Source organism: Streptomyces sp. TLI_105 (assembly GCF_900105415.1).
Classification (GTDB): domain Bacteria; phylum Actinomycetota; class Actinomycetes; order Streptomycetales; family Streptomycetaceae; genus Streptomyces.
In genome coordinates, this window is the sequence record NZ_FNSM01000001.1 from 2,105,555 (window position 1) to 2,126,310 (window position 20,756).

The 20,756-nt window shown below is 72.7% G+C and carries 16 protein-coding genes; 11 read left to right on the forward strand and 5 right to left on the reverse strand.

Translation table 11 applies throughout. The annotated features are described in order from the left end of the window. The 3 genes from BLW86_RS09635 to BLW86_RS09645 all read right to left on the reverse strand — a co-directional run bounded on the left by BLW86_RS09635 (position 1) and on the right by BLW86_RS09645 (position 4,567). A complete protein-coding gene (locus BLW86_RS09635) occupies positions 1 to 966 on the reverse strand; it encodes a glycosyltransferase family 2 protein (protein WP_093873644.1) in 966 nt (321 codons plus the stop codon). A gap of 130 nt (positions 967 to 1,096) precedes the next feature. Next, positions 1,097 to 3,649 (reverse strand): YfhO family protein, encoded by a 2,553-nt coding sequence (locus BLW86_RS09640; protein ID WP_093873645.1) that lies wholly within the window; start codon positions 3,647 to 3,649, stop codon positions 1,097 to 1,099. Between the two features lie 300 nt (positions 3,650 to 3,949). Beyond that, positions 3,950 to 4,567 carry an isochorismatase family protein gene (locus BLW86_RS09645; protein ID WP_093873646.1) on the reverse strand — a complete coding sequence of 206 codons (618 nt, stop codon included), beginning with the start codon at positions 4,565 to 4,567 and terminating at the stop codon, positions 3,950 to 3,952. A 178-nt stretch (positions 4,568 to 4,745) separates the two neighbouring features. On the opposite strand from BLW86_RS09645, the gene BLW86_RS09650 reads away from it, so the two are divergent. From BLW86_RS09650 to BLW86_RS09675, 6 genes are all read left to right on the forward strand, one after another. Next, positions 4,746 to 5,435, forward strand: coding sequence for a TetR/AcrR family transcriptional regulator (locus BLW86_RS09650; protein ID WP_093873647.1), 690 nt, complete (start codon positions 4,746 to 4,748; stop codon positions 5,433 to 5,435). 196 nt (positions 5,436 to 5,631) lie between these two features. Continuing rightward, positions 5,632 to 7,851 (forward strand): serine/threonine-protein kinase, encoded by a 2,220-nt coding sequence (locus BLW86_RS09655; RefSeq protein WP_177181617.1) that lies wholly within the window; start codon positions 5,632 to 5,634, stop codon positions 7,849 to 7,851. Next, positions 7,848 to 9,167 carry a hypothetical protein gene (locus BLW86_RS09660; protein WP_093873649.1) on the forward strand — a complete coding sequence of 440 codons (1,320 nt, stop codon included), beginning with the start codon at positions 7,848 to 7,850 and terminating at the stop codon, positions 9,165 to 9,167. Before BLW86_RS09655 ends, BLW86_RS09660 begins: the two co-directional genes overlap by 4 nt. A 58-nt stretch (positions 9,168 to 9,225) precedes the next feature. Continuing rightward, positions 9,226 to 11,121 (forward strand): AAA family ATPase, encoded by a 1,896-nt coding sequence (locus tag BLW86_RS09665; RefSeq protein ID WP_256341266.1) that lies wholly within the window; start codon positions 9,226 to 9,228, stop codon positions 11,119 to 11,121. Further along, positions 11,118 to 11,810 (forward strand): 4Fe-4S single cluster domain-containing protein, encoded by a 693-nt coding sequence (locus tag BLW86_RS09670; protein ID WP_093873650.1) that lies wholly within the window; start codon positions 11,118 to 11,120, stop codon positions 11,808 to 11,810. Before BLW86_RS09665 ends, BLW86_RS09670 begins: the two co-directional genes overlap by 4 nt. Next, positions 11,798 to 12,445 (forward strand): FHA domain-containing protein, encoded by a 648-nt coding sequence (locus BLW86_RS09675; protein ID WP_256341267.1) that lies wholly within the window; start codon positions 11,798 to 11,800, stop codon positions 12,443 to 12,445. Before BLW86_RS09670 ends, BLW86_RS09675 begins: the two co-directional genes overlap by 13 nt. An 84-nt stretch (positions 12,446 to 12,529) precedes the next feature. Here BLW86_RS09675 and BLW86_RS09680 read toward each other — a convergent pair whose 3' ends face one another. Further along, positions 12,530 to 14,119, reverse strand: coding sequence for a glycosyltransferase family 39 protein (locus tag BLW86_RS09680; RefSeq protein WP_177181618.1), 1,590 nt, complete (start codon positions 14,117 to 14,119; stop codon positions 12,530 to 12,532). 254 nt (positions 14,120 to 14,373) lie between these two features. Between BLW86_RS09680 and BLW86_RS09685 the strand changes: the two genes are divergently transcribed. The 3 genes from BLW86_RS09685 to BLW86_RS41965 all read left to right on the forward strand — a co-directional run bounded on the left by BLW86_RS09685 (position 14,374) and on the right by BLW86_RS41965 (position 18,071). After that, on the forward strand, positions 14,374 to 15,648 hold the full coding sequence (locus tag BLW86_RS09685; RefSeq protein ID WP_177181619.1) for an MFS transporter: 1,275 nt from the start codon (positions 14,374 to 14,376) through the stop codon (positions 15,646 to 15,648). A gap of 22 nt (positions 15,649 to 15,670) precedes the next feature. After that, positions 15,671 to 16,699 (forward strand): guanitoxin biosynthesis L-enduracididine beta-hydroxylase GntD, encoded by a 1,029-nt coding sequence (gntD, locus tag BLW86_RS09690; RefSeq protein WP_093873653.1) that lies wholly within the window; start codon positions 15,671 to 15,673, stop codon positions 16,697 to 16,699. Positions 16,700 to 17,153: 454 nt separating this feature from the next. Continuing rightward, positions 17,154 to 18,071, forward strand: a complete 918-nt coding sequence (locus BLW86_RS41965) for an ArsR/SmtB family transcription factor (protein ID WP_093873654.1) — start codon at positions 17,154 to 17,156, stop codon at positions 18,069 to 18,071. Between the two features lie 30 nt (positions 18,072 to 18,101). On the opposite strand, the gene BLW86_RS09700 is transcribed toward BLW86_RS41965, so the two are convergent. Further along, a complete protein-coding gene (locus BLW86_RS09700) occupies positions 18,102 to 18,743 on the reverse strand; it encodes an ATP-binding cassette domain-containing protein (RefSeq protein ID WP_093873655.1) in 642 nt (213 codons plus the stop codon). A 323-nt stretch (positions 18,744 to 19,066) separates the two neighbouring features. Between BLW86_RS09700 and BLW86_RS09705 the strand changes: the two genes are divergently transcribed. Next, positions 19,067 to 20,089, forward strand: a complete 1,023-nt coding sequence (locus BLW86_RS09705; RefSeq protein WP_256341268.1) for a sensor histidine kinase — start codon at positions 19,067 to 19,069, stop codon at positions 20,087 to 20,089. Continuing rightward, on the forward strand, positions 20,080 to 20,721 hold the full coding sequence (locus BLW86_RS09710) for a response regulator (protein WP_093873657.1): 642 nt from the start codon (positions 20,080 to 20,082) through the stop codon (positions 20,719 to 20,721). Before BLW86_RS09705 ends, BLW86_RS09710 begins: the two co-directional genes overlap by 10 nt. The last annotated feature ends 35 nt before the right edge of the window (positions 20,722 to 20,756 follow it).

Here is a 20,756-nt window from a genome sequence, read left to right on the forward strand (position 1 = left end):
TCAGGCGGTCCTTCCGGTGTCGCGCAGGCTCCGCAGGAGGGTGCTGCGCGGGGTGTCCATGGTGGCGAGGGTCTCGTCGAGGACCTCCTGCGGCATGCGGTGCAGGGCGCCCCGGACGTCGGTGCGCAGCCGCGCGGCGACGGCGGGCTCGTACTTCTCCGCTTTGCCCATGTGGAAGGCGATCATCGCGCAGTAGGTGCGGACCGCCTTCGGGAGGAAGCGGTCGGCCTCCGCGTCCCGGGAGACCTCGTCGAGCAGGAGGTCGTACGAGGGGATGAAGTCCAGCTGCCGGTTGTCGGCGATCTGGGTGAGCGAGGTGGTGACGCCCCGCCGGTAGAAGACGCCGTGCAGGGAAAGCGCCGCGAACGTGCGCGCCTTGAGGTGGAGCCGCCACACCCAGAGCCGGTCCTCGGCGGTTCTCAGCGACGTCTCGAAGCGGGATTCCCCCTCCTCGAAAAGGCGCCCGCTGTAAATGCCGAAGGGGACGAAGGGATAGTCGACCATCGTCACCATGCTGGCCGGCGAGATTCCGTCCCTGGGATCCATCACGGTGTCGCGCCGCTTGGCGGGGGCATAACGGATCTGCCGCTTCCTGCCCTCCGACAGGACGTGGTCGGTGCGGGCGAAATCGCAGCCCAGGCGGGAGATTCCGGCCACGGCGGCGCTCAAGTGGCCGGGCGCGTACCAGTCGTCGCCGTCGAGGAACGTGAGGTAGTCGCCGCGCGCCGCGTCGATTCCGGTGTTGCGGGCCTGGGCGACGCCCTGGTTCGTCTCGTGCCGGATGACGGTGGCGTTCGGCAGGCGATCCTGCCAGCGGTCGAGGATCTCCGGGGTCTCGTCCGTCGAGCAGTCGTCGATCAGCAGGAACTCGAATTCCGGATCCGCGTTGTTCGCGAGACTGCGCAAGGTGTCGGGCGCGTATGCCCCGACATTGTGGAACGGCACGACGACGGACAGTTTCGGCACTCGGGATCCCCACACTGAATCGAACAATTCAACACCGTTACGGCGGGCACAGTAACGGCCGACTTTTCCCGGCGAACGATCCGTGCGTGCACTCCGGGTGAACTCTTGTCGTCTCCGGCGGAAACCCCCGTCACCGCCGGGCCCGTCGGCGGTGCGGGAGCCATGTCACGGCGAGGGCGAGGAGCGCCGCCGCGCCGACCGCGCCGCCGAGCTTCAGCCCCGGCGGCCGGAAGGAGCAGCGGACGGTGCTCGCCCGTCCGTCGAGGGGGGCGGCGACGAGGCCCTCGTACGCGCGCGCGGGGCGGGCGTCCGCGTCACCGGCGGCGCAGCGCCAGCCGGAGATGCGCGGCACGGCGAGGACCGCGATTCCCCTGCTGCCCGGCGGCAGTTCGGCCGTGACGGTGTGTCCGGTGGCACGCACGCGCGTGGCGCCGCCTGCGGTGAGCTGCCGTACGGCGGAGTCGAGCCGGGCGCCGACCAGGCAGCCGACCGGTTCCCGGGGCAGCCGCACCTTGCCCTCGGGCCGCAGCTCGATCCGTACCGCGCCGGAGTCCGGGACGCTGCCGAGGGCCCGCATGGGGGCGCGGACGGCGGGCGGCCTGCCGTCGAACTCCACGGGCCCCCGCCCGGCCAGGGCCGCCGTGCCCTTGTACTCGGGCGCCCAGAACCAGACCCGGGAGCCCGCGGGGCAACTGGCGGTGAGGGTGCGTCCGGTACGGCGCGGGGCGGGCAGCTCGTACACGTCGGCGCCGAGCAGACGCTCCTGCCGGGCGAAGGCCGAGTCCCCGGGGTGCGTGGCCGGGCGCCCCGGCGGGCGGACGGTGACCAGGGGCGGCACGGGGGTGGTGGTGGCGGTGACCGTGGCGCGGGGCGCGGCGTCCTGCCGTACGGGTTCGGTGGGATCCGAGCGCAGCCGGGTGCCGATGGAGAAGAGGGCGTCCGCGACGGGGTTGTCGAGGGTGACCGGGTGCCGGCCCTTCGCGTAGTGGCCGAAGCCGAGGGAGGCCAGGGTCCGGGAGGTCACGTCCGAGGTGAGGCTGCTGTAGTAGTCGGCGCCCTGCCCTCCGACGAGCAGCACGTCGTTGCCTCCGGGGATCTCGCCGGGGTCCGTGCGGTACCGGGGCCAGGCGTCCGCGCGGGCCGCCTCCTCGGCGGCGGTCTCCTGCCAGGGGCCGATCCGGGGCGACCAGGCGACCTCGCTGCGCCGCTGCTCCTCGATCCGCTTCCCGGTGACGGCCACCTCGCCGGCCTGCGCGGCGACGAGCAGGACCAGGGCCAGGACGGGGAGCACGCGCGCGCGTAGCGCCCGATCCGGCTGCACGCGCGTGTGGCCGCGGCGGTCGGCGGCCAGGGCGAGGGGGACGGCGGCGAGTGCGAGGAGCGCGGCCGCGCCGAAGGCGGGGAAGGTCCACCGGTCGATGTCGACGCTCCCCCGGGCCGCCCACGCCAGGGCTCCGAGCAGCGCCACGCCCCCGAGGAGCACGACCGGCCGGGGCACGCCCGGGGCGGCGGAGAACCATGCGGCGACGATCAGCAGGCCGCACAGGACGAAGGCCTGACGGTACGGAATGCCGTTGGGCGAGGCGCCCGCGTGCCACAGCAGATGCGTGGGCTCCCACTGGAGGGAGAGCGTCACCAGGACGATCGCGGCCGTCCAGGCCGCCCGGACGCGCGGGGCGACGGCCCGGTTGAAGGGCAGCGTCAGCGCGAGCGCGAGGGCGGGCGTGCCGATGAAGAGGGCGGGGCTGCCGACGCTCGCGGTGGCGGGCAGGAACCGGGCGAGGACGTCCGTCCAGGGGGCCGGCGCGAAGACGGTCTCGGGGGTGGGGTCGGCGACCTTCGTGGCGAGGAAGACGACCATGACGAGCGGCGCGGCGAGCCCGATGCCGATGAGGACGCTCCGGGCGGCGCGCAGCGCCCCGGCGAGGCGCTGCCGGGCACCGGCGGTCTCCTCGGCGGTGAGGAGGCGGACGGCGAGGACGACGGCGGCGCCGAGCGTCGCCATGTACGCGGTGTAGAAGTTGGCGATCCAGGCCAGGGCCACGACGAGGGGGCCGAGGACGGGACGGCGGCCGGTACGGGCCCCTTCGCCGACCAGGCAGAGCAGGGGGAAGGCGACGAGCCCGTCGAGCCACATCGGGACGGTGGCGCCGTGGTCGAGGGTCCAGCCGGAGAGGGCGTACGCGGTGCCGAGCACGGCGGCGACCGGCCACGGGCCGGGGCGCAGCCGCGGGAGCAGCAGCGCCATCGCGGCCGCCGCCGCGGCGATCTTGGTGGCGGTGACGACGTACAGCGCGAGTTCGACGCGGTCCGCCGGGAAGAGCACCACCAGCAGGTCGAAGGGGCTGCTCAGATACGTGCCGATGTCGCCGAGGAAGTTGGAGCCGAAGCCGGAGTTCCAGTTGAGGAAGGCGTCGCCGTGCGTCTCGCCGAGCAGGAAGGACCGCCAGTAGGCGTGGAACGGCAGGTACTGCTGGCCGAGGTCGACGGTGTTCCGGGTCACCGGGCCGAAGGGGTACGTGCGGGAGAGCCGGGTGGCGAGGCAGAACAGCACCGCGGTGAGCAGGGCGGCGGCGGCCGGGGCCCGCAGGGCGGCCCGTCGCCGGTCCTCGCCGCGGTGCCGCTCCGTCTCGTCGCGTACGGTCTCGTCCTCGGCGCAGACGGCCTCGACGGCGGGTGGCACACGTCCTCCAGGGGGCGCACGGTACGGAGAGGCCCGGAGGGGTCGTCACGGGCCGACCGCCATTACCGCCGAGGCGGACGACCCGCAACCGAGCAGCAGGCGCTCTTCAGGCGCCCCCCGGGTGAACTCCGGGTGCCGGCGGCGCAGTCGGACCCGATGGAGCCGCCCTCCGAACCCGAAGGTGCCGATGGATCCGAAGGACCCGAAGGCGCTGATGGATCCGAAGGGCCCGAAGGGCCCGAAGGGCCCGAAGGTGTCGTCCTCCGGGCGTCGGTCGAACCCGACCGAGCCGCCCCCGCGTCACCCCACGGGTGCCGGGGCGACGAGCTCGTCGACCGTGCGGGCCACCGTGCCGAACAGGTCCCGGACCGTCGTGAGGCTCGCGGCCTGGAGGGCTTCCGCCGGCAGGGCGGTGCCGTCCGGCGCCTCCAGGGGACGGGTCGCGGTGGCCTCGGCGACCACGGTCGGCCGGTAGCCGAGGTTGAAGGCGCCCTGGGCGGTGAAGAGGACGCACATGTGGGTCATGAAGCCGGCGATGACCAGGTCGCCGCTCACGCCGAGCTCCTTGAGGGTCTCCTCCAGGTCCGTGGCGTGGAAGGCGTTGGGGAACTGCTTGACGACGACCTTCTCGCCCTCGGCCGGGGCCACTTCGTCGCTGATCGAGCCGATCTCGGCCCGGATGTCGTACGGAGTGCCCTCACCGCCGTCGTTGACGACGTGGACGACCGGGGCGCCCGCCGCGCGGGCGGCGGCGAGCAGCCGGGCGCCGGCGGCCACGGCCTCCTCGGCACCGTCGAGCCGCATGACGCCGGTCCGGTAGGTGTTCTGGAAGTCGATCATGATCAGCGCCGACTCCCCCAGTCGCGGCAGCTCCTGGGGCAGGCCGATCACATCGCGCAGGGTGGTGGACACGGTCATGGCGGTTCCTTTCGTCGCGAACGGCGGGACGGCGCGGGTGCGCCGCCCCCAGGCATGTTTCACACGCTAACACAGTTCGTTAGCGTCGATAACGTCAGCGGGAGCAGTGCTACGGGCAGGCCCTCCTGACGTGGGATCCACCCAGGTCCGCCGTGTTAGCGCTGTTATCGTGGGAGCCATGTCGACGGCACGAGAGCGCATCCTGGAAGCCACCGAGGAACTGCTCGCCACCAAGGACGCGCTGGCCATCTCGACCCGGGCCATCTGCGACCGGGCGAAGGTGGGCATGCCCGAGATCTACCGCCAGTTCGGCGACAAGCAGGGGTTGCTCACGGCGGTCGCCGACATCGGCTTCGAGCGCTTCCTCGCCGGGAAACGACGCAATCCGCTCACCGAGGACCCGGTGGCGGACCTGAGCACGGCCTGGGACAGCCACGTCGCGTTCGCGCTGGGCAACCCGTACCTCTACCGCCTGATGTTCACGCCGACGGGCGACGCCAAGCCGCAGGCCATCACGGAGGCGCAGGCGATCCTCCTGAAGGCCGTGGAGCGCTGCCGCGACGCCGGGCGCCTGCGCATGAGCCCCGAGCTGGCCGGCCAGTCGATCCTCTCCGCCAACGTGGGCGTCTGCATGATGGCGCTGTCCTTCCCCGAGCTGTTCGGGGACCTCGCCATCTCGTACGCGGTCCGGGACGCCGTCATCGGGAAGGTCACCGGCGACGAGCGCGAGGACACCCGGCTCGGCTCCGCGACCGTCCTCGCGCAGGCGCTGGTCGGCACCCTGACGGGGGCGGCGCCGGTGAGCGCGGCGGACCTCGAACGGCTGACGCGCGCGCGGCGGACACCGGACGCGCCCCCGGAGGCGTGACCTCCGGCCGTACTCCCCGCTCCCCCGTCCGCCCTCGGTGATGCGGGAGTTCATTTCCCCCTTTGGTCACCTGGAAGCAAGACCCGGCCGGATAGAATCCCGCCGCGGGGGTGACGGTTTGGAAGAGTGGACTTCGGCAGCCGATGTGACGCGTCGTGACGACGCCGGTTCCGGCGAAGGAGTGCCCGACGCCGCCGTGACGCTTCGTGACGGCGGCGGAGAGTCCGGAGCCCTGCTGCGATTACCCTCGGCGCTGGCCGAACGGTTCACGGTGGTCCGGGAGTTACCGCACCAGGGCCGCGAGGCGGATGTGCTGCTCGTCCGCGACGCCGCGGGGGACGAGTTCGTCGCGAAGGTGTACCGCCGCGGGGTCCGGGTCGCGCCGGAGGTCTGGGAGCGCTTGCAGGGGCTGGAGAGCAGCCATGTGGCGCGCGTGATCGAGACGGGCTTCTCGGACGGGCGCGACTTCGAGGTCTCGGAGTACCTCTCCGGAGGGTCGCTGGAGGACCTGGTCGGGGCCGGGACCCCGGTGTCACCGGACGTCCTGTCCGATGTCGTCTCCCAGTTGGCGGCGGCGGTGGCCCATCTGCACGGCGCGGGGATCGTTCACGGCGATCTGAAGCCGTCGAACGTGCTCCTCCGCCGCAGGGAGCCGCTGGAGTTGGCGTTGGCCGACTTCGGCGTGAGCAAATCACTGGACGCGACGTCCCGGTTCACACAGCGCGTGTTCGGGACGCTGGCGTACGCGGCCCCGGAGTACGTGTTCGGCGCGGAGGTCTCCGGCTCTCAGGACTGGTGGGCCGTAGGGGTGATCGCCCGGCAACTGGCCACCGGTCGCGCGCCGTTCGAGGGCTTGTCGGAGCAGGCCGTACGGCATCATCTGGCGACGCGGCCGGTCGACGTGTCGGACGTGCCGGACGAGCGGGTGCGGCTGCTGTGCGGCGGGCTGCTGGTCCGGGACCCGGGGCGCCGGTGGGGTGCTTCCGAGGTCCGCGGGTGGATCGGGGGCGAGACCCCGGATGTGCCGGAGGAGCCACCCCCTCCCGGCGTTCGGCCGGCGAGCACCACCGGCCGCAGGCCCCTGCAGTTCAAGGGCGTGAAGTACACGGAGAAGGCGGCACTGGCCCGGGCCCTGGCAGCGGACTGGGAGACCGCCGCGCGCCGGTTCTTCGTCTCCATGGGAGACCGGGACGACCCCAGCCAGGGCTGGCGTCAACTGCGCAACTGGCTGGCGCAGTTCGAGGATCCCGAGTACGACGACCTCGAAGACCTGGTGGACCTGATCGACGTCCACCTCCCCGGAGCCGACGCCCCGGACGCCAAGATGCTGCGGCTGCTGCACTGGCTCGACCCGACGATGCCGCCCGTCTACCGCGGCAGGCGCATGCTTCCCGAGGATCTGCTCGCACTCGCCGAGCAGGCCTCGTCCCCCCGTGACGACGCCGACCGCCGGACCGCGCGCGAGCTCGTCGACGAGCTGTACACGGGAGACCTGGTCGCCGCCCTCGCGACGTTCGGCGAGGGTGCCGGGCAGCTCGCCGACGTCGACCGGCGGTGGCGCGACCTGAACGCCCGGTGGGACGAGCTGCGGAAGTCGACCGCGCTGCCGACCAGGGTCCGGAGAGAACTCGTGGACTCCGAGATCCGGGTGGAGGCACTGGCCGTCGCGGTGGCCCCGGACTGGGCACGGGCGCTGCGACAGCGGATCGAATCCGCCGCGGCGTCCGTCCGGGGCAGGACCGGCTGGTTCGACGCGCTGCTGGCCGACGGCGGGGACCCCGTCCGCCATCTGGCGGCCACCCGCGCCCTGCCGGCCGCCGTCGCCGAGGCCCGCCGTCTGGAGGAGCTGCGCCGCGCTCACGCGGCCGCGGAGACGGCCCACCGGCACGAGTGGCGGGATTCCGAGGAGCACCGGCGGTCCGGCACCGGAGAGGCCGTGCTGCGCGCCCTCGGCGGAGCGGCCCTGCTGTTCGCCCTGCCGGTCGGTCTTCCGCTGATCCTGGGGACCCTGATCGGCGAGGGGGAGTTCCTGGGACGGTTCGTCCCCGCCGCGACGGTGACCTGCGGGATTCCGCTCGCCTGCGAGCTGGCGCTGGCGGCGAGGCTCGGAGGGGACTACCACCCGGGATGGTCCCTCCGGTCCCGCCTCGCCGGCCTCCGCCGCCGGCTGCCCGACCGGCAGGGAGCACTGGCGACGCAGCTGCAACCCCTGCGGAAGAGCACGATCGCCTGCGGCGGGGGCTGCCTCCTCTACGTGGCGCTCGGCACCGCGATCTGGGCGATCGTCACGCTGCGGGCATGGTCACCGATCCCCCTTCTGGTCGGGGCGGGGTACGGGATCTGGACGTTCGCCCGGTACCGGGATTGGCACACGACACACCAGTCACAGCGGACACAGGTTCTGGGGGAGCGATGAGCGGGCCCAAATGCACGACGTACCAGCTCGACCAGTCCTTCACCGCCGCCGAGTTGCGCGCGGCCGCGCGCGACGCCGCGGTGCGCGAGGCCACCCGGCGCCGTCAGGAGGCCGCCCGCGAGGCGGCCCTCCTGGCCGCGGCCGCCCGGGACGCGGCCGTGCGCGGGGTGAAGACGCGCAACGCGCGGATCGCGGCGCTCTCCCTGGCCCGGGAGGACCTCGGGAAGCAGTACGGGGCCGCCCTCTCCGTACGCGTCCCCGAACCGCTCCTCCTCGGGACGCTCGGGACGCCGTCCACGTCCGAGCTGGAATCCTGGTGCGCCGAGACCGACGGCACGCTGGCCACCGCGGAGCGGGAACTGCGGGAACAGACCGCTCGCGCCCTCGCGACGGAACTGTTCGCCGACATGAGCGGCCACACCGCGGGGCGCCGCCCGGTCGATGCCGCCGAGTTGTTCGCGGACCGCTCGGAGGCCTCCCCCGCGGAGCCCTCCGACGCCGGCGTCCCCCGGGACGGGGACGAAGCCGCGCGCGAGGATGTCGGACGGGCCCTGACCCGGGTCCTCTCGCGCCTCCTTCCCGACTGCGGCGAGGACCGTCGCGCGGATGCCCGGGCGGCCGCGTCGAGGGTGGCCGGGGCGGCCACCCTCGACGAGGCACGCACCTGGCTGACCGAGACGAGGCTCCGGGTCCAGCGTGCCAACGCGGCCGCGGAGGCCGCGCGGCACGAGGCCGGCGAAGCGATCGAGCTCCTCCACGATTTGGAGGACTTCGAGAGCACCGGGGAGACGGACGTGGACTCCGTACGGGCTCTGCTCACGGAGGTCGTCTCCGGCCACCGTACGCTCGACGAGTCGCTGCGCCGGCGGGCGGCCGACTGCCGGGCCGCGGCCCAAGCGGAGGCCGAGCAGCGGTACGTGGTCAACACGGTGACCGACGCCCTCGTCGACCTCGGCTACCACGTCGGCGAAGGGTTCGAGACGCTCACCGTCGCCGACGGCGCCCTGCGCCTGTCACGGAGCGAATGGCCCGAGCACGCGGTCAACCTGGCCATCGACCGGCAGGGTGGTCAGATGCGTACCGCCGTGGTGCGCACCGCCGCCGGACGCGGCGACGACGACGCGCACCTCGACGTCGAACGCGAGGAGCAGTGGTGCCGGGACTTCCACGAACTGCGCGACCGCCTCGCCCGGGCGGGGCTGAGGACGGACGTCCAGGTCGCGGTTCCGCCCGGACAGGTTCCCGTGCCCCTGGTGGTCGCCCCGACCGCGCCGGGCCCGCGGGCCCGGCCCGGGCACCGGGAGCGCGAGCGGTGACCCGCCCGTAGGGACGACAGGTTCCGGACCATGAGCCGGCGACAGGAGGAGGGGATCTTTGTCCGCCGAGGGCACGCGCGCACCCGGGAGCGTCCCGCCGATCGCGGGGCCGCCGTTCATCAGGGAGTTCGAGGCGACTCTGCCCGTCCACTCGCAGTTCGTGCTGTGGGGGAACCGCCATGACAGCTTCCTCGTCCGGGAGCCGGACGGCGCACGACCCCGTCTGCTGTCCTTGCCGGACCTGCTCTGGGAGACGCTCCGCACGAGCGGCTACGCGTGCCTGCTCGTGCACGACCCCGTGGACGGTCTCAGGGTGCACCTGCCGGCCACCGCCACGGCCGAGGAGACCGAGCAGGCGGAGGCGGCCGCGGCCCGGCTGCTCCCTCGGCTTCCGCGGCCGGGGACGCTCCCCTCGCTGGAGACGCTGCGCACGCTGATGGCCGAACTGGCCCGCCCCGCACTGCGGATCCGGGCGGCGCTGGCGCTCGACGACGCCTCCCGCATCGCGCGCGGCGCGACGGAGATGGAGCCGAACGAGCGGGACTTCTTCAGGTTCTGTGCCCGGCTCTCCCGGCTCGCCGTCCCGGTGGGCGCGCCGGACGGCCGTACGACCCCGCTGTACAACCCTGTGATCTGGCTGGCGGACCGGGAGGGCGATCTGCCGGCCTGGCTCACCTCGGGCAACGACCAGATCCGGTCCATCGGGTTGCCGGTCCCGGACCTGGGCGACCGTCAGACCACCGCGCACCTGCTGATGAAGCTCTTCGGCGTCACGGACCTCGACGCGGACGGGCGGGCTGCCGAGGCGTGCGACGCGTTCGCGGCCCAGACGGACGGGCTCACCCTGCAGGCGATGATCGAGGTCACCCGGCTGGCCCGGGACCGCGGCCTGACGATGACGGAGCTTCCGGACGCGATCCGCGTCTACAAGCTCGGCGTCATGGACAACCCCTGGAAGCGGGAGTACCTCCGCAAGCGGGTCACGGACGGCCAGCATTCGATCCCGCGGCGCGTCGTCGGACAGCCGCAGGCCGTGACCAAGACCCTCGACATCCTGAAGCGGGCGGCCCTCGGGCTGTCCGGAGCGCAGCAGTCCAGGTCCTCGGCCCGGCCGCGTGGCGTGCTGTTCTTCGCCGGCCCCACGGGCGTGGGCAAGACGGAACTGGCCAAGGCCGTCTCGTCGTTGATCTTCGCGGACGAGTCCGCCTATCTGCGCTTCGACATGAGCGAGTTCTCCTCGGAGCACGCCGGAGACCGGCTGATCGGGGCGCCGCCGGGATACGTCGGGTTCGAGGCGGGCGGCGAACTGACCAACGCCGTGCGCCGACAGCCGTTCAGGGTGATCCTCTTCGACGAGATCGAGAAGGCGCACCCGCGGATCCTGGACAAGTTCCTGCAGATCCTCGAGGACGGCCGGCTGACGGACGGGCGCGGTTCGACGGTGCACTTCTCCGAGTCCGTCCTCGTGTTCACCTCCAACCTCGGCATGAGCGTGGAGGACGGCGGTGGGCGGCTCGTGCCCCATGTCCATCCCGGCATGCCGTACGAGGAGATCGAGGAGCGCGTGAAGGCGGCGATCAGCGACCACTTCACCCGGGTCCTCGGCCGGCCGGAGCTGCTCAACCGCTTCGGGGACAACATCGTGGTCTTCGACTTCATCGGCCCCGAGGCGGCCGCCCGCATCTTCGACCTCCAGCTCGACAACATCGTCTCCAGGGTCCACGAGGAGCAGGGCATCGTCCTGGACGTGGCCCCCGAGGCCCGGGCCGCCCTGCGGAAGCGCTGCACCGGCAACCCGCACATGGGCGGCCGGGGCATCGGCACGGCCCTGGAATCGCAGTTCGTCAATCCCCTCGCCCGGGCCCTGTTCGACCGCGATCCGGCAGCGGGTGCGCACGTCCGGGTGACCGGTCTGCGGCGCGAGGGCGACATCGTCTCCGTGGAGCTGGCATGACGGCCTCCCCCGCCTCCCCGACCTCCCCCGCCTCCCCCGATCCCGTCGGGCTGATGCTGAACAAGGCGCACTATCCGGTGACCTCGCTGGGCCCCGGGACCCGGGCGGGCATCTGGACGCAGGGCTGCACGATCGGCTGTGCCGGGTGCGTCTCGCAGGACACCTGGGCGGCCGATCCCGGCACGCTCGTGGACGTCGCGGCGGTCGGGTCCTGGCTCGCCGGCCTGCCCGATCCGCTCGACGGGATCACGGTCTCGGGGGGAGAGCCGTTCCAGCAGCCGGAAGCGCTCGCCGCGCTCCTGGACCTGGTCCACGTCCGGCGCCGCGAGCGGCCCGCGCCGCTGGACGTGCTCGTCTACAGCGGGTACTCCCTCGCCCGGCTGAGGAAGGAGCACTCCGCGCTCCTCAGCCGGTGCGACGCGGTGCTCACCGGTCCGTACATCGAACGCCTCAACACCCCCGGCCTGCGGTGGAGGGGTTCGAGCAACCAGCAGCTGACCGCGCTGACCGATCTCGGGCGGGAGCGGTACGAGGGAACCGGCCCGGCCGGACCGCCGCCCATGCAGGTCGCGGTGGCCGACGGCCGCATCTGGTTCATCGGCGTTCCCCGTCGGGACGACATGGACCGCCTGAGCACCCGGCTCCGATCGGCCGGCATCACCATGGAAGAAGTGTCGTGGCGCAGCTGATCTGCTCGATCTGTGGCCTGGCGGCGGAGGACGACGACCTCGTCTGCCGGGGATGCTCCGGAAACCTCAGCCGTCCCGTCGTCGCCCGTCGTCCGCTGCCCGGGGCGGAGGCCCCGGGGGCGGTGGACGAGGGCGAACCGGCCGAGGAGGAGCAGGAGGAGGAGCCCCTGGTCTGCCCGCACTGCGGGGCTCCGGTCCCCGTGCCGACCAATCAGGTGTGCGTGGCCTGCCAGCGGTTGCTGGGCGAGGTGCGGCCGTCCCGTACCGCCGCCGTGGACGCGCGGGCGACCCGTCGCGACCTCCCCGTCACCGTCCTGCGGGTCCGGTTCGGCGCGGTGGAGCGCACCGTGACGCCGGGCGGCACCCTCCTCCTCGGCCGGGCCCCGGCCGCCCGCACGACGCGCGGCCTGCTGGCCCGCCACGACAACGTCTCCCGACGCCACGCGACCGTCGGCCTGGAACCGGACGGCACCGCCTGGGTACGGGACGAGCACTCCACCAACGGCACCTTCGTGAACGGCAGTCCGGTCGGCGCCGGTGTGCGGACGCCCCTCCGGGACGGTGACGTGCTGAGGCTGGCCGCGGACTGCACGCTCGTGATCACCCTCGACGCGCCGGGTAAAGGGGGGCGGTGACGGCCGGGGCCCCGGAGGCGGTCGGGCCGGCCGTCGCCGCGCGTCGGGGCCGCCCCCGGTCCGTCACCCGTCGTCCCTCCCGGTTCAGTCGCACCCCTTGGCGCTCTCGGCCGTGATCGCCTCGGCCGTGTACGGGCACTGGAAGCCGATCCAGCGCAGCTGCTCCCACAGGTGCGGCCAGGGCTTCAGCGGACCGCGGCACACCAGGAACTTCTGGCCGTCGTCGGAGACCGGGAGGTCGTTCTCGTACGCGCCGCGCGGCTCGCACGAGGCGAAGAGCGCGCCGAACCGCTTCGGATCGACGCCGATGGCGATGACGGTCGTCTTGTCCTCGCCGGGCACGCCGAAGTCGGCGTACGAGTTGTGGCCGCTGTACGCCTTCGGCAGCCCGTACTCCGGCCCCCACCTGTCGATCGCGCCCGCCTGGCCGTAGTGGTTGCCGTAGATGACGGTGTGCGCCTGCTCGTCCGTCGGCAGCGAGCGGTAGACCGCGCCCACCTGCCGGGTCATCTCGGGCCAGCCGACCTGGTCGAACTGGACGATGGCCATGCCGCTGAGGACGGGATTCCCCGCGTACACGTTGATCGGGAGCGTCGGCAGCAGCAGGATCGCGCTGCTCACGGCGTTGAGCGCGGTCAGTCCGCCGATCACCCCGAGCCGCTTGGCGCTGCGGGCCCACCGGTCGACGACCACGGCCCCCGCGGCGAGGAGCACGTACTGCAGCGCGGTGGTGTAGGCGCCCTGTCCGCCGACGATCAGCAGCACGACCACCATCAGCGGATACGACCAGCCGACGAACCGGTAGGCGCGCCACTCGGGGCGCCGCAGCAGCGCGACGAGACCGGCGATCCACACCGGGTTGAGGAAGAAGCCGATGAGGAGGAGCTGCATCGGGACGAAGGTGCTGCGGGACAGGCTGTCCAGCGCCTTGGACAGCGCGGCGCTCATCTCCAGCTGCGGCATGCCGTGGGTGATCTGCCAGATCAGCACCGGCGAGGCGATCACCACGGCCACGCCGACCGAGGCCGGGAAGCGCCAGGTCCGGAAGACCCGTCGCGGTCCGAACACCAGCAGGCCGGCCCCGAGGCAGAGCAGCAGGAGGACCAGCAGGTACTTCGCGGTCAGGCCGACGCCGACCACGACGCCGATCGCCCACCACAGCCGGGTGTCGCGGGTGCGCACCATCCGGATCAGCAGCCAGGTCACCGTGATCCAGGACAGCTCGTCCCAGTTGTTCGTGCCCATGATGTGGCCGGTGTACATGACCAGGCCCGAGGCGAACGCCATGAATCCCGCGAGTGTCTGCGCCCGGGAGCCGCCGCCCAGCTCGCGGGCGATCAGCGGGGCGAGCAGCACGGCGAGGGAGGCCAGCAGCGCCGGCACCACACGGAAGCCGAAGAGGTTGTCCCCGAACACCGCCATCTCGGCCTTGGCGACGAGCGCGACGAGCGGGGGCTGGTCGACGTAGCCCCACGCCAGATGGCGGCTCGCGGCCCGGGTGTAGAGCTCGTCCACGTGGTAGCCGTGCCGGGTGGCCAGCACCAGCAGGCACACCGTCATCGCGGCGGCGGTCAGGGACACCGGCCGCCACGGCACGGGAGCGAGCCCCGGCCCCTCGGGCGGCGGCGTGGCCGCCTCCTGGTCCGAGGGCGCGGTCGCTTTCACGAAAGTCATCGGGGACTCCGTTCCGTCAGGGCTCGCTGCCGTGTCGGAATGCCGGACACGACTCAGCCCTCCAATATCGGCGCGCCCACCGGTGACCTCAACGAACTTGAGCCGTGCCGACATTGCGCAGGCCGTGGCCCGCTTCCGGGGGCGGGACGCGGTTGGCCTGGGAGTTTCGTCCACGGGTCAACTTGATGGCGAGGGCCGCCTCCCCGCCGGAAGACTCGGTGGCGTCGGCTGCCGTCACACAGGGAAGGCTCGGCATGACCCCACCCCTGCCGCGCAACCGGAACTACCGCGTTCTCTGGTCCGGCATGTTCCTGTCCGAACTGGCCGGCGAGATCGCGTACATCGCCTTCCCGCTGCTCGTGCTGGCCCACGGGGGCTCGGCGGCCGCGGTCGCCGGTGTCGCCGCGGTGCTCGCCGGTGCCCGCACCCTGGTCAGCCTGCCCGCCGGGGTGCTGGCCGACCGCGTGGACCGCAAGCGGGTGATGGTGGCGACCCAGGGCGTCCGTACGGTGGCGATGCTCAGCGTCGCCGTCGCCGTCCTGCTGGGCGACTGCCCGCTGTGGCAGATCCTGCTCGTGGCCGTCGTCGAGGGCGCGGCCGCCGGCGTCTTCGTACCGGCCGAGAACGCGGCCCTCCCCCAGGTCGTGCCGGAGGACATGCTGCCGCGGGCACTGGCGCGCAACGCGGCCCGGCCGTTCGCCGCGCTGCTGACCGGCCCGGCGCTGGCCGGCTTCACGTTCGGGCTGCACGAGGTCCTGCCGTTCGCGCTGAACACGTCCGTGCTCGCGGTGTCGTTCGTGGCGCTGGCCGCCCTGCATCTGCCGCGCCGCCCCGCCCGGCCCTCGGCCGGGCCCTCGGCCGGGCCCTCGGCCGGCGGGGGGAGCGCGGCCGCCGCCGCGCCGCGGCCCGGCGGGTTCGGGCCGCTGCTGCGCACGCGGACCGTACGCGCGACGATGGCCTGGATCGTCGGCGTCAACCTCGCGTTCCACACCTTGGTCGTGCTCGTACTCGTCGTGTCGGGCGAGGAGCACGTCGCGCCCGGGCAGATGGGCCTGATGATGACGTGCTTCGGCGCGGGCGGTCTGGTCGGTGCCCTGATCGCCGACCGTCTGCACGCGGCGGCGCTGTCGCCGGGCACGCTGGTCATCGGCTCGACCTGGGTCTTCGCCGCCGTCGCCGTCGCCATGGCGTACGCGTCGCGCGGTGTGCCGCTCGGCATCCTGCTGGGCGTGGCCGCGATGGCCATGCCGGTCGCGAACACGACCGTGATCACCTGCCAACTGGCGTCCGTGCCCGACGGTTTGCGGGGACGTCTGTCCGGCCTGGTCGCCCTCGGTTCCGAACTGGCCGCCACGGCCGGCCCCGTCACGGCCGGCGTGCTGGCGGCCGTCACCCGGGACGGGGCCGTGCGCATGCTCGGCGCGGCCGGGCTGCTGGCGGTCGTCGCCGTCGGCGCCACCCTGAGCCCGGCGCTGCGCCGCCTCGCGCTGCCCCGGCCGTCCGACGCACCACAGCCGGCGCACTCCTGACCACCGACAACGGAGGAAGAAGATGCTGCAGCTCCAGCTGCGCGACGAGGACGTCGTCGCGATCGAGAAGATCACCGCGGAGGTCGCGGGGCGCTTCTCGTCCATCGAGGATCCCGCCCTGCACCGGGCCGCCCAGGTCTACGCGCACGAGTTGCCGCGCGGGCTGCGGACGGCACTGGTCGACTTCAGGCTGACCGAGCCGTCGGGGGTGCTGGTCGTGTCCGGGCTGCCGGTCGACGACCTGTCGCTCGGCCCCACGCCGCCGGACTGGCGCGACAAGGCAGCGCCCGACGCGACGCTGCGCCTCGACATCCCGTTCCTGCTCATCGGCTGCTTGCTGGGCGAGCCGATCGGCTGGGCCACCCAGCAGGACGGGCGGGTCATGCACGACATCTTCCCGATACGCGCCCACGAGCACGGTCAGATCGGCTGGGGAAGCGCGGAGACGCTCGCCTGGCACACCGAGGACGCCTTCCATCCCCTGCGCACCGACTACCTGGGGCTCATGTGCCTGCGCAACCCCGGCGGGGTGGAGACGACCTTCGCCGACATCGCCGATGTGCGGCTCGACGAAGCGACGCGCGCGGCCCTGATGGAGGAGCGCTTCAGGATCCTTCCGGACGACTCGCACCGTCCGCAGAACCAGGTCGCGGGCGACCGCGAGGATCCCGAGGTGGCCGAGCTCACGAGGCGCAGCGCCGAGCGGGTGGAGAGCGCCCTGCGGTCCCCCGAGCCGGTGGCGGTCCTCTTCGGCTCCCCCAAGGATCCGTACATCCGGCTGGATCCCTACTACATGCAGGGGGTGCAGGGTGAGCGCGAGCAGCGGGTGCTGGACGAGATCGGGAAGGCCCTGGACGGCGCGATGGGCGGGGTGGCCCTGGCTCCCGGCGACATCGCCTTCCTCGACAACTACCGCGTGGTGCACGGCCGCAAGCCCTTCCGGGCGCGATTCGACGGCACCGACCGCTGGCTGCGTCGGCTGAATATCACCCGTGATCTGCGCAAGTCCCGGCACGCGCGGCTGACGGCGGAGTCGCGGGTCATCTACTGACGGTTTATCTACTGACGGGTCGTCCACCGACGCACGGATCGTGGTCGCCGACCGGACCGGACATCTCCGACAATGAATTTTCGGCCGACTGCGACTGAATCACGCCCGTCGTTTTCGAGACACACGGAAAAGCACGGCAGGCCCGTAGGGAGTTCGATGAAGTGATCAACGGCGCGGCGAGGAAGTCGGGCCCGGTCAGGGGGGTGGAGCAGGCCGGGCACGGGCGGCGGCGAGAGGGGAAACGGTCACGCGGATCGCAATTACGTGGCCGGGGCACTAAATCACGAGGAGCCACCCCTCTACCAAATCATTGACGGATCAATATCATTGCCATCGTCGGCGACCTACGCATGATCTCCTGCATGCAAATTGCGTCTCGGGGGTGGCAATGTTGCGCATCAAAGTTTCCAGCGAAGACATACAGCGGTTAAGAATGGTCCATACTTTAGGGCCCGTGTCCGAAGCGGTCTTCGCCCTCCACCACTTCGGACGCGACCGGGCGCGCGGCGGTGTCGGCTGGCACAAGTTCGTGCGCGAGCGCCTCGGCGACGACCTGCCCGCCGTGGGCGAGGTCGTGTCCAAGTACCGGGTGGTTCCCGATCTCCTGTGGCTGCTGGAGCGGGAGGGGGCGGACGCCGATTCGGTACCGCCGGCCGTGCGCGCCCGGGCCCGCCGCCTCGCCCAGATCGTCTTCCTGTTCTGCAGCGCGGGCATCCTGCCCTACTGGTCGCAGATACGGGCCCGGCTGGAGATCGAGCGCGACGTGCGCGGACGGATAGCCATCACGAACGGCGTCGAATTCCTGCTCGCGGGGCTGCACCCCAAGGTGACGTGGGAGTCCTCGGAGCTGCGCATCGCGTCCCACACCGACCTCGAGATCACCCTCGACGGGCGCGGCCTGATCCTGAGCCCCTCGCTCTTCCTCCCCGACAAGACCTGCGTGCTCGTGCGCTCCGAGCGGCAGGCCGGCGTGCCGGCGCTCGTCTTCTCCGTGCCCCTGGACCTCAACGACCTGGAGTCGCCCTCCGAGGAATCGGACGTCGAGGGCGACCGGGCGCTGGCCGCCCTGGTCGGAGCCACCCGCGCGGCGGCCCTGCGCGCGCTGTCCGAGAGCGGCACCACCGGCGATCTGTCCGACCGGCTCGGCATCTCCCTCTCCGGCGCCAGCAAGCAGGCCACCGTCCTGCGAGAGGCGGGGCTGATCACGACGCTGCGCAACCGCACCACCGCCACGCACACGCTCACTCCGCTCGGTCTGGCGCTCCTGCAGAGGGAGTTGCCCGCCGAGCTCACCGGTCCGTCGGGCCACCCGGGCCATCCGGGCCACCCACGGGCGCGCGAGCCGAGGAGCGTTCCGGGACCACGCGGCTGAGACATGACCCGCGTACCGACAGCCACGCGGCTACGGCATGACCCGCGTCTCGACCACACGGCCCTCGGCGAGCAGCACCACCGCGTCGGCCCGTTCGAGAGAGGCCAGGTCCGTGGCCGAGGCCACGACACAGAGCCCCTGCCGGTCCACCAACTCGCGCACCATGTCCAGGACCCCCGCCGCGGTGGCGGGCGGAAGGCCGACGGTGAGGTCGTCGGCGAGCAGCACGTCGGGGGCGCCGGAGACCGCGGCCACGACCGCGGCCACCCGCTGCCGATCCCCCGTCAGTTCGCGTACGGGAATGTCCCGCTCCTCCCAGAGGTCCAGCCGGCGCAGCGCGTCCCGCACCACCTCCGCCGCTCCGGCCGGCATCGGGCCGAGCCCCGAGGCGAGCGTGCCGATCGTCGCCGCCTGCTCCGGCACCGGCAGGAGACCGACGTGCGCGAGCCGGAGGCCCTCGGCGAGACGGACCTCGCCCGTCGTCACCGGTTCCAGACCGGCGGCGCACCGCAGCACGCCGGTCTTGCCCGCGGCGGCCGGTCCGGCCAGCGCCGTCCAGGTGCCGCCGTCGCACGCGAAGGACACGTTCTCGATCACGTATCCGGGTTCGGCGCCCACGGCGCCGTCCGTGCCGACATGACATAGCTGCAGAGCCGGACTCTGTTCGGTCATGGTGGTCTCTTTCCATGCTCGGGAGGTAGGTTGTGCAACCGGTCCGCCGTCCCCGTTCCACTCCGGCGGAGGTGAGTCGATTCCGTCCACCTCTGGTCCCCGATACTCGGTCTGACCGGCATGTTAGGGCCTTCGGTGCGGAAGAGCCCATACCTTCCGCCACAGGGAAAGAACTACAGCCTGCTGTAATGCGCGCGAGGGCGTGGTCTGCTCCGGTGATCCGCGCCTGGTCGCCGCCGCTGCGGGCCACGGCTTATCTCCTCGGGGAATTCGGCACCGCCGTCATGAGCATTCTTTCCTTCCTGCCGCTCTTTCACCCGAGCATGCGTCGGTCGTGGGCCGAGTGGCACCGGCAGCGGGCCGGCCGCCTGTTGGGCCGCCCGGTCCGCGAGCAGAGCATCGACCTCTCCCGTCATCTGTACTGGCTCGCCCTGCACGTGACCTTGGGCATCGCCTGCGGGCTCGCCACGGTCATCTGCGTCGGCAACGCGCTGATGATCGTGGCGACTCCCCTGCTGGCGTGGGCGTTTCCGGCACAGGGACGTCCGAAGACGGTGCTGGACATCCCGGTGGCCGGCTGGCAGGAGGCCGCCACCGGCCCCTCGGTGGGATCCGTCCTGTTCGCCGTCGGCTGCCTGGCGCTGCCGCCGCTCGCCACGGGGTACGCCCGTCTGACCCTCGCCGTGCTCGCGCCGTCGCGCACCCGCCTGCTCGCCGACCGCGTGGCCGCGCTCACCCGCACCCGCATCGACGCGATCGAGGCGCACGGCGCCGAGCTGCGGCGGATCGAGCGCGACCTGCACGACGGCACCCAGGCACGGCTGGTGGCGGTGGCCATGCGGCTCGCGGTCGCCCGGCAGTGCCTCGACCGCGACCTGTCCACCGTCGCCCGGATGCTGCGCGAGGCGACCGACGTCACCGAGGAGGCGATGGTCGAGCTCCGCGAGGTGCTCCGCGGCATCTATCCGCCCATCCTCGCCGACCGCGGGCTGCGGGGAGCCCTGCGCACCGTCGCCGCCCGGGGCGGCGTCCCGGTCTCGATCGACATCGGCGAGCTGCACCGGATCCCGGCGGCCATCGAGGCGGTCGCCTACTTCGTGGTCACCGAGGCGCTGACGAACGTGGCCAAGCACAGCCGGGCCACGGAGGCGGCGCTGAGGGTGTGGCGCGTCGAGGACGTGCTGACGGTCGTCGTCACCGACAACGGCGTGGGCGGCGCGCGGGAGAACGCCGGCAGCGGACTGGCCGGACTCCGCGGCCGCGCGCAGGCTCTCGACGGCCGCGTCACGGTCGTCAGCCCGGCGGGCGGCCCCACCACGATCACCGTGGAGCTGCCGTGCGGATAGTCATCGCCGAGGACAACGTCCTGCTCGCCACCGGTCTGGAGCTGCTGCTGACCCATGCCGGCTACGAGGTGGCCGAGGTCGCCGACGACGCCGGGGGATTCCTGGCCGCGGTCGACCGGCACCGCCCGGCCGTCACCATCGTCGACGTACGGCTGCCGCCCTCGTTCCGCGACGAGGGCATCCGGGCCGCGATCGAGGCCCGGCGCCTCCACCCCGGCCTGCCGGTCCTGGTCCTGTCCCAGTACGTGGAGCAGACGTACGCCTCCGAGTTGCTCTCCGGCGGCGGGGGCGGGGTCGGTTATCTGCTCAAGGACCGCATCAGCCGGGTCGACGAGTTCCTGGAGGCGCTCGACCGGGTGGCCGCCGGCGGCACCGCGCTCGACCCCGACGTGGTGGCCCAGTTGCTCGCCGGGCGCACCCGACCGCTGTCCACGCTCACCCGCCGGGAGCGGGAGGTCCTGGCGCTCATGGCGGAGGGGCACGACAACGCCACGCTGGCCGGGAAGCTGTCCATCACCGACAACGCGGTGCACAAGCACATCGGCAACATCTTCGCGAAGTTCGGTCTCACCGAGACCGACGCCGGCCACCGACGGGTCCGGGCCGTGCTGACCTATCTGGAAGCACGCTGACGCGAGGGTGGTCGGGCCCCTTCCGCGAAGGGGCC

Excerpts from the sequence above, each read along its gene's own strand:
- BLW86_RS09650 (WP_093873647.1), top strand. The coding sequence starts at position 4,746 with ATGTCGACGGCACGAGAGCGCATCCTGGAAGCCACCGAGGAACTGCTC.
- BLW86_RS09705 (WP_256341268.1), top strand. The coding sequence starts at position 19,067 with ATGCGTCGGTCGTGGGCCGAGTGGCACCGGCAGCGGGCCGGCCGCCTG.
- gntD (WP_093873653.1), top strand. The coding sequence starts at position 15,671 with ATGCTGCAGCTCCAGCTGCGCGACGAGGACGTCGTCGCGATCGAGAAG.
- BLW86_RS09660 (WP_093873649.1), top strand. The coding sequence starts at position 7,848 with ATGAGCGGGCCCAAATGCACGACGTACCAGCTCGACCAGTCCTTCACC.
- BLW86_RS09680 (WP_177181618.1), bottom strand. The coding sequence starts at position 14,119 with ATGACTTTCGTGAAAGCGACCGCGCCCTCGGACCAGGAGGCGGCCACG.
- BLW86_RS09670 (WP_093873650.1), top strand. The coding sequence starts at position 11,118 with ATGACGGCCTCCCCCGCCTCCCCGACCTCCCCCGCCTCCCCCGATCCC.
- BLW86_RS09685 (WP_177181619.1), top strand. The coding sequence starts at position 14,374 with ATGACCCCACCCCTGCCGCGCAACCGGAACTACCGCGTTCTCTGGTCC.
- BLW86_RS09700 (WP_093873655.1), bottom strand. The coding sequence starts at position 18,743 with ATGACCGAACAGAGTCCGGCTCTGCAGCTATGTCATGTCGGCACGGAC.
- BLW86_RS09645 (WP_093873646.1), bottom strand. The coding sequence starts at position 4,567 with ATGACCGTGTCCACCACCCTGCGCGATGTGATCGGCCTGCCCCAGGAG.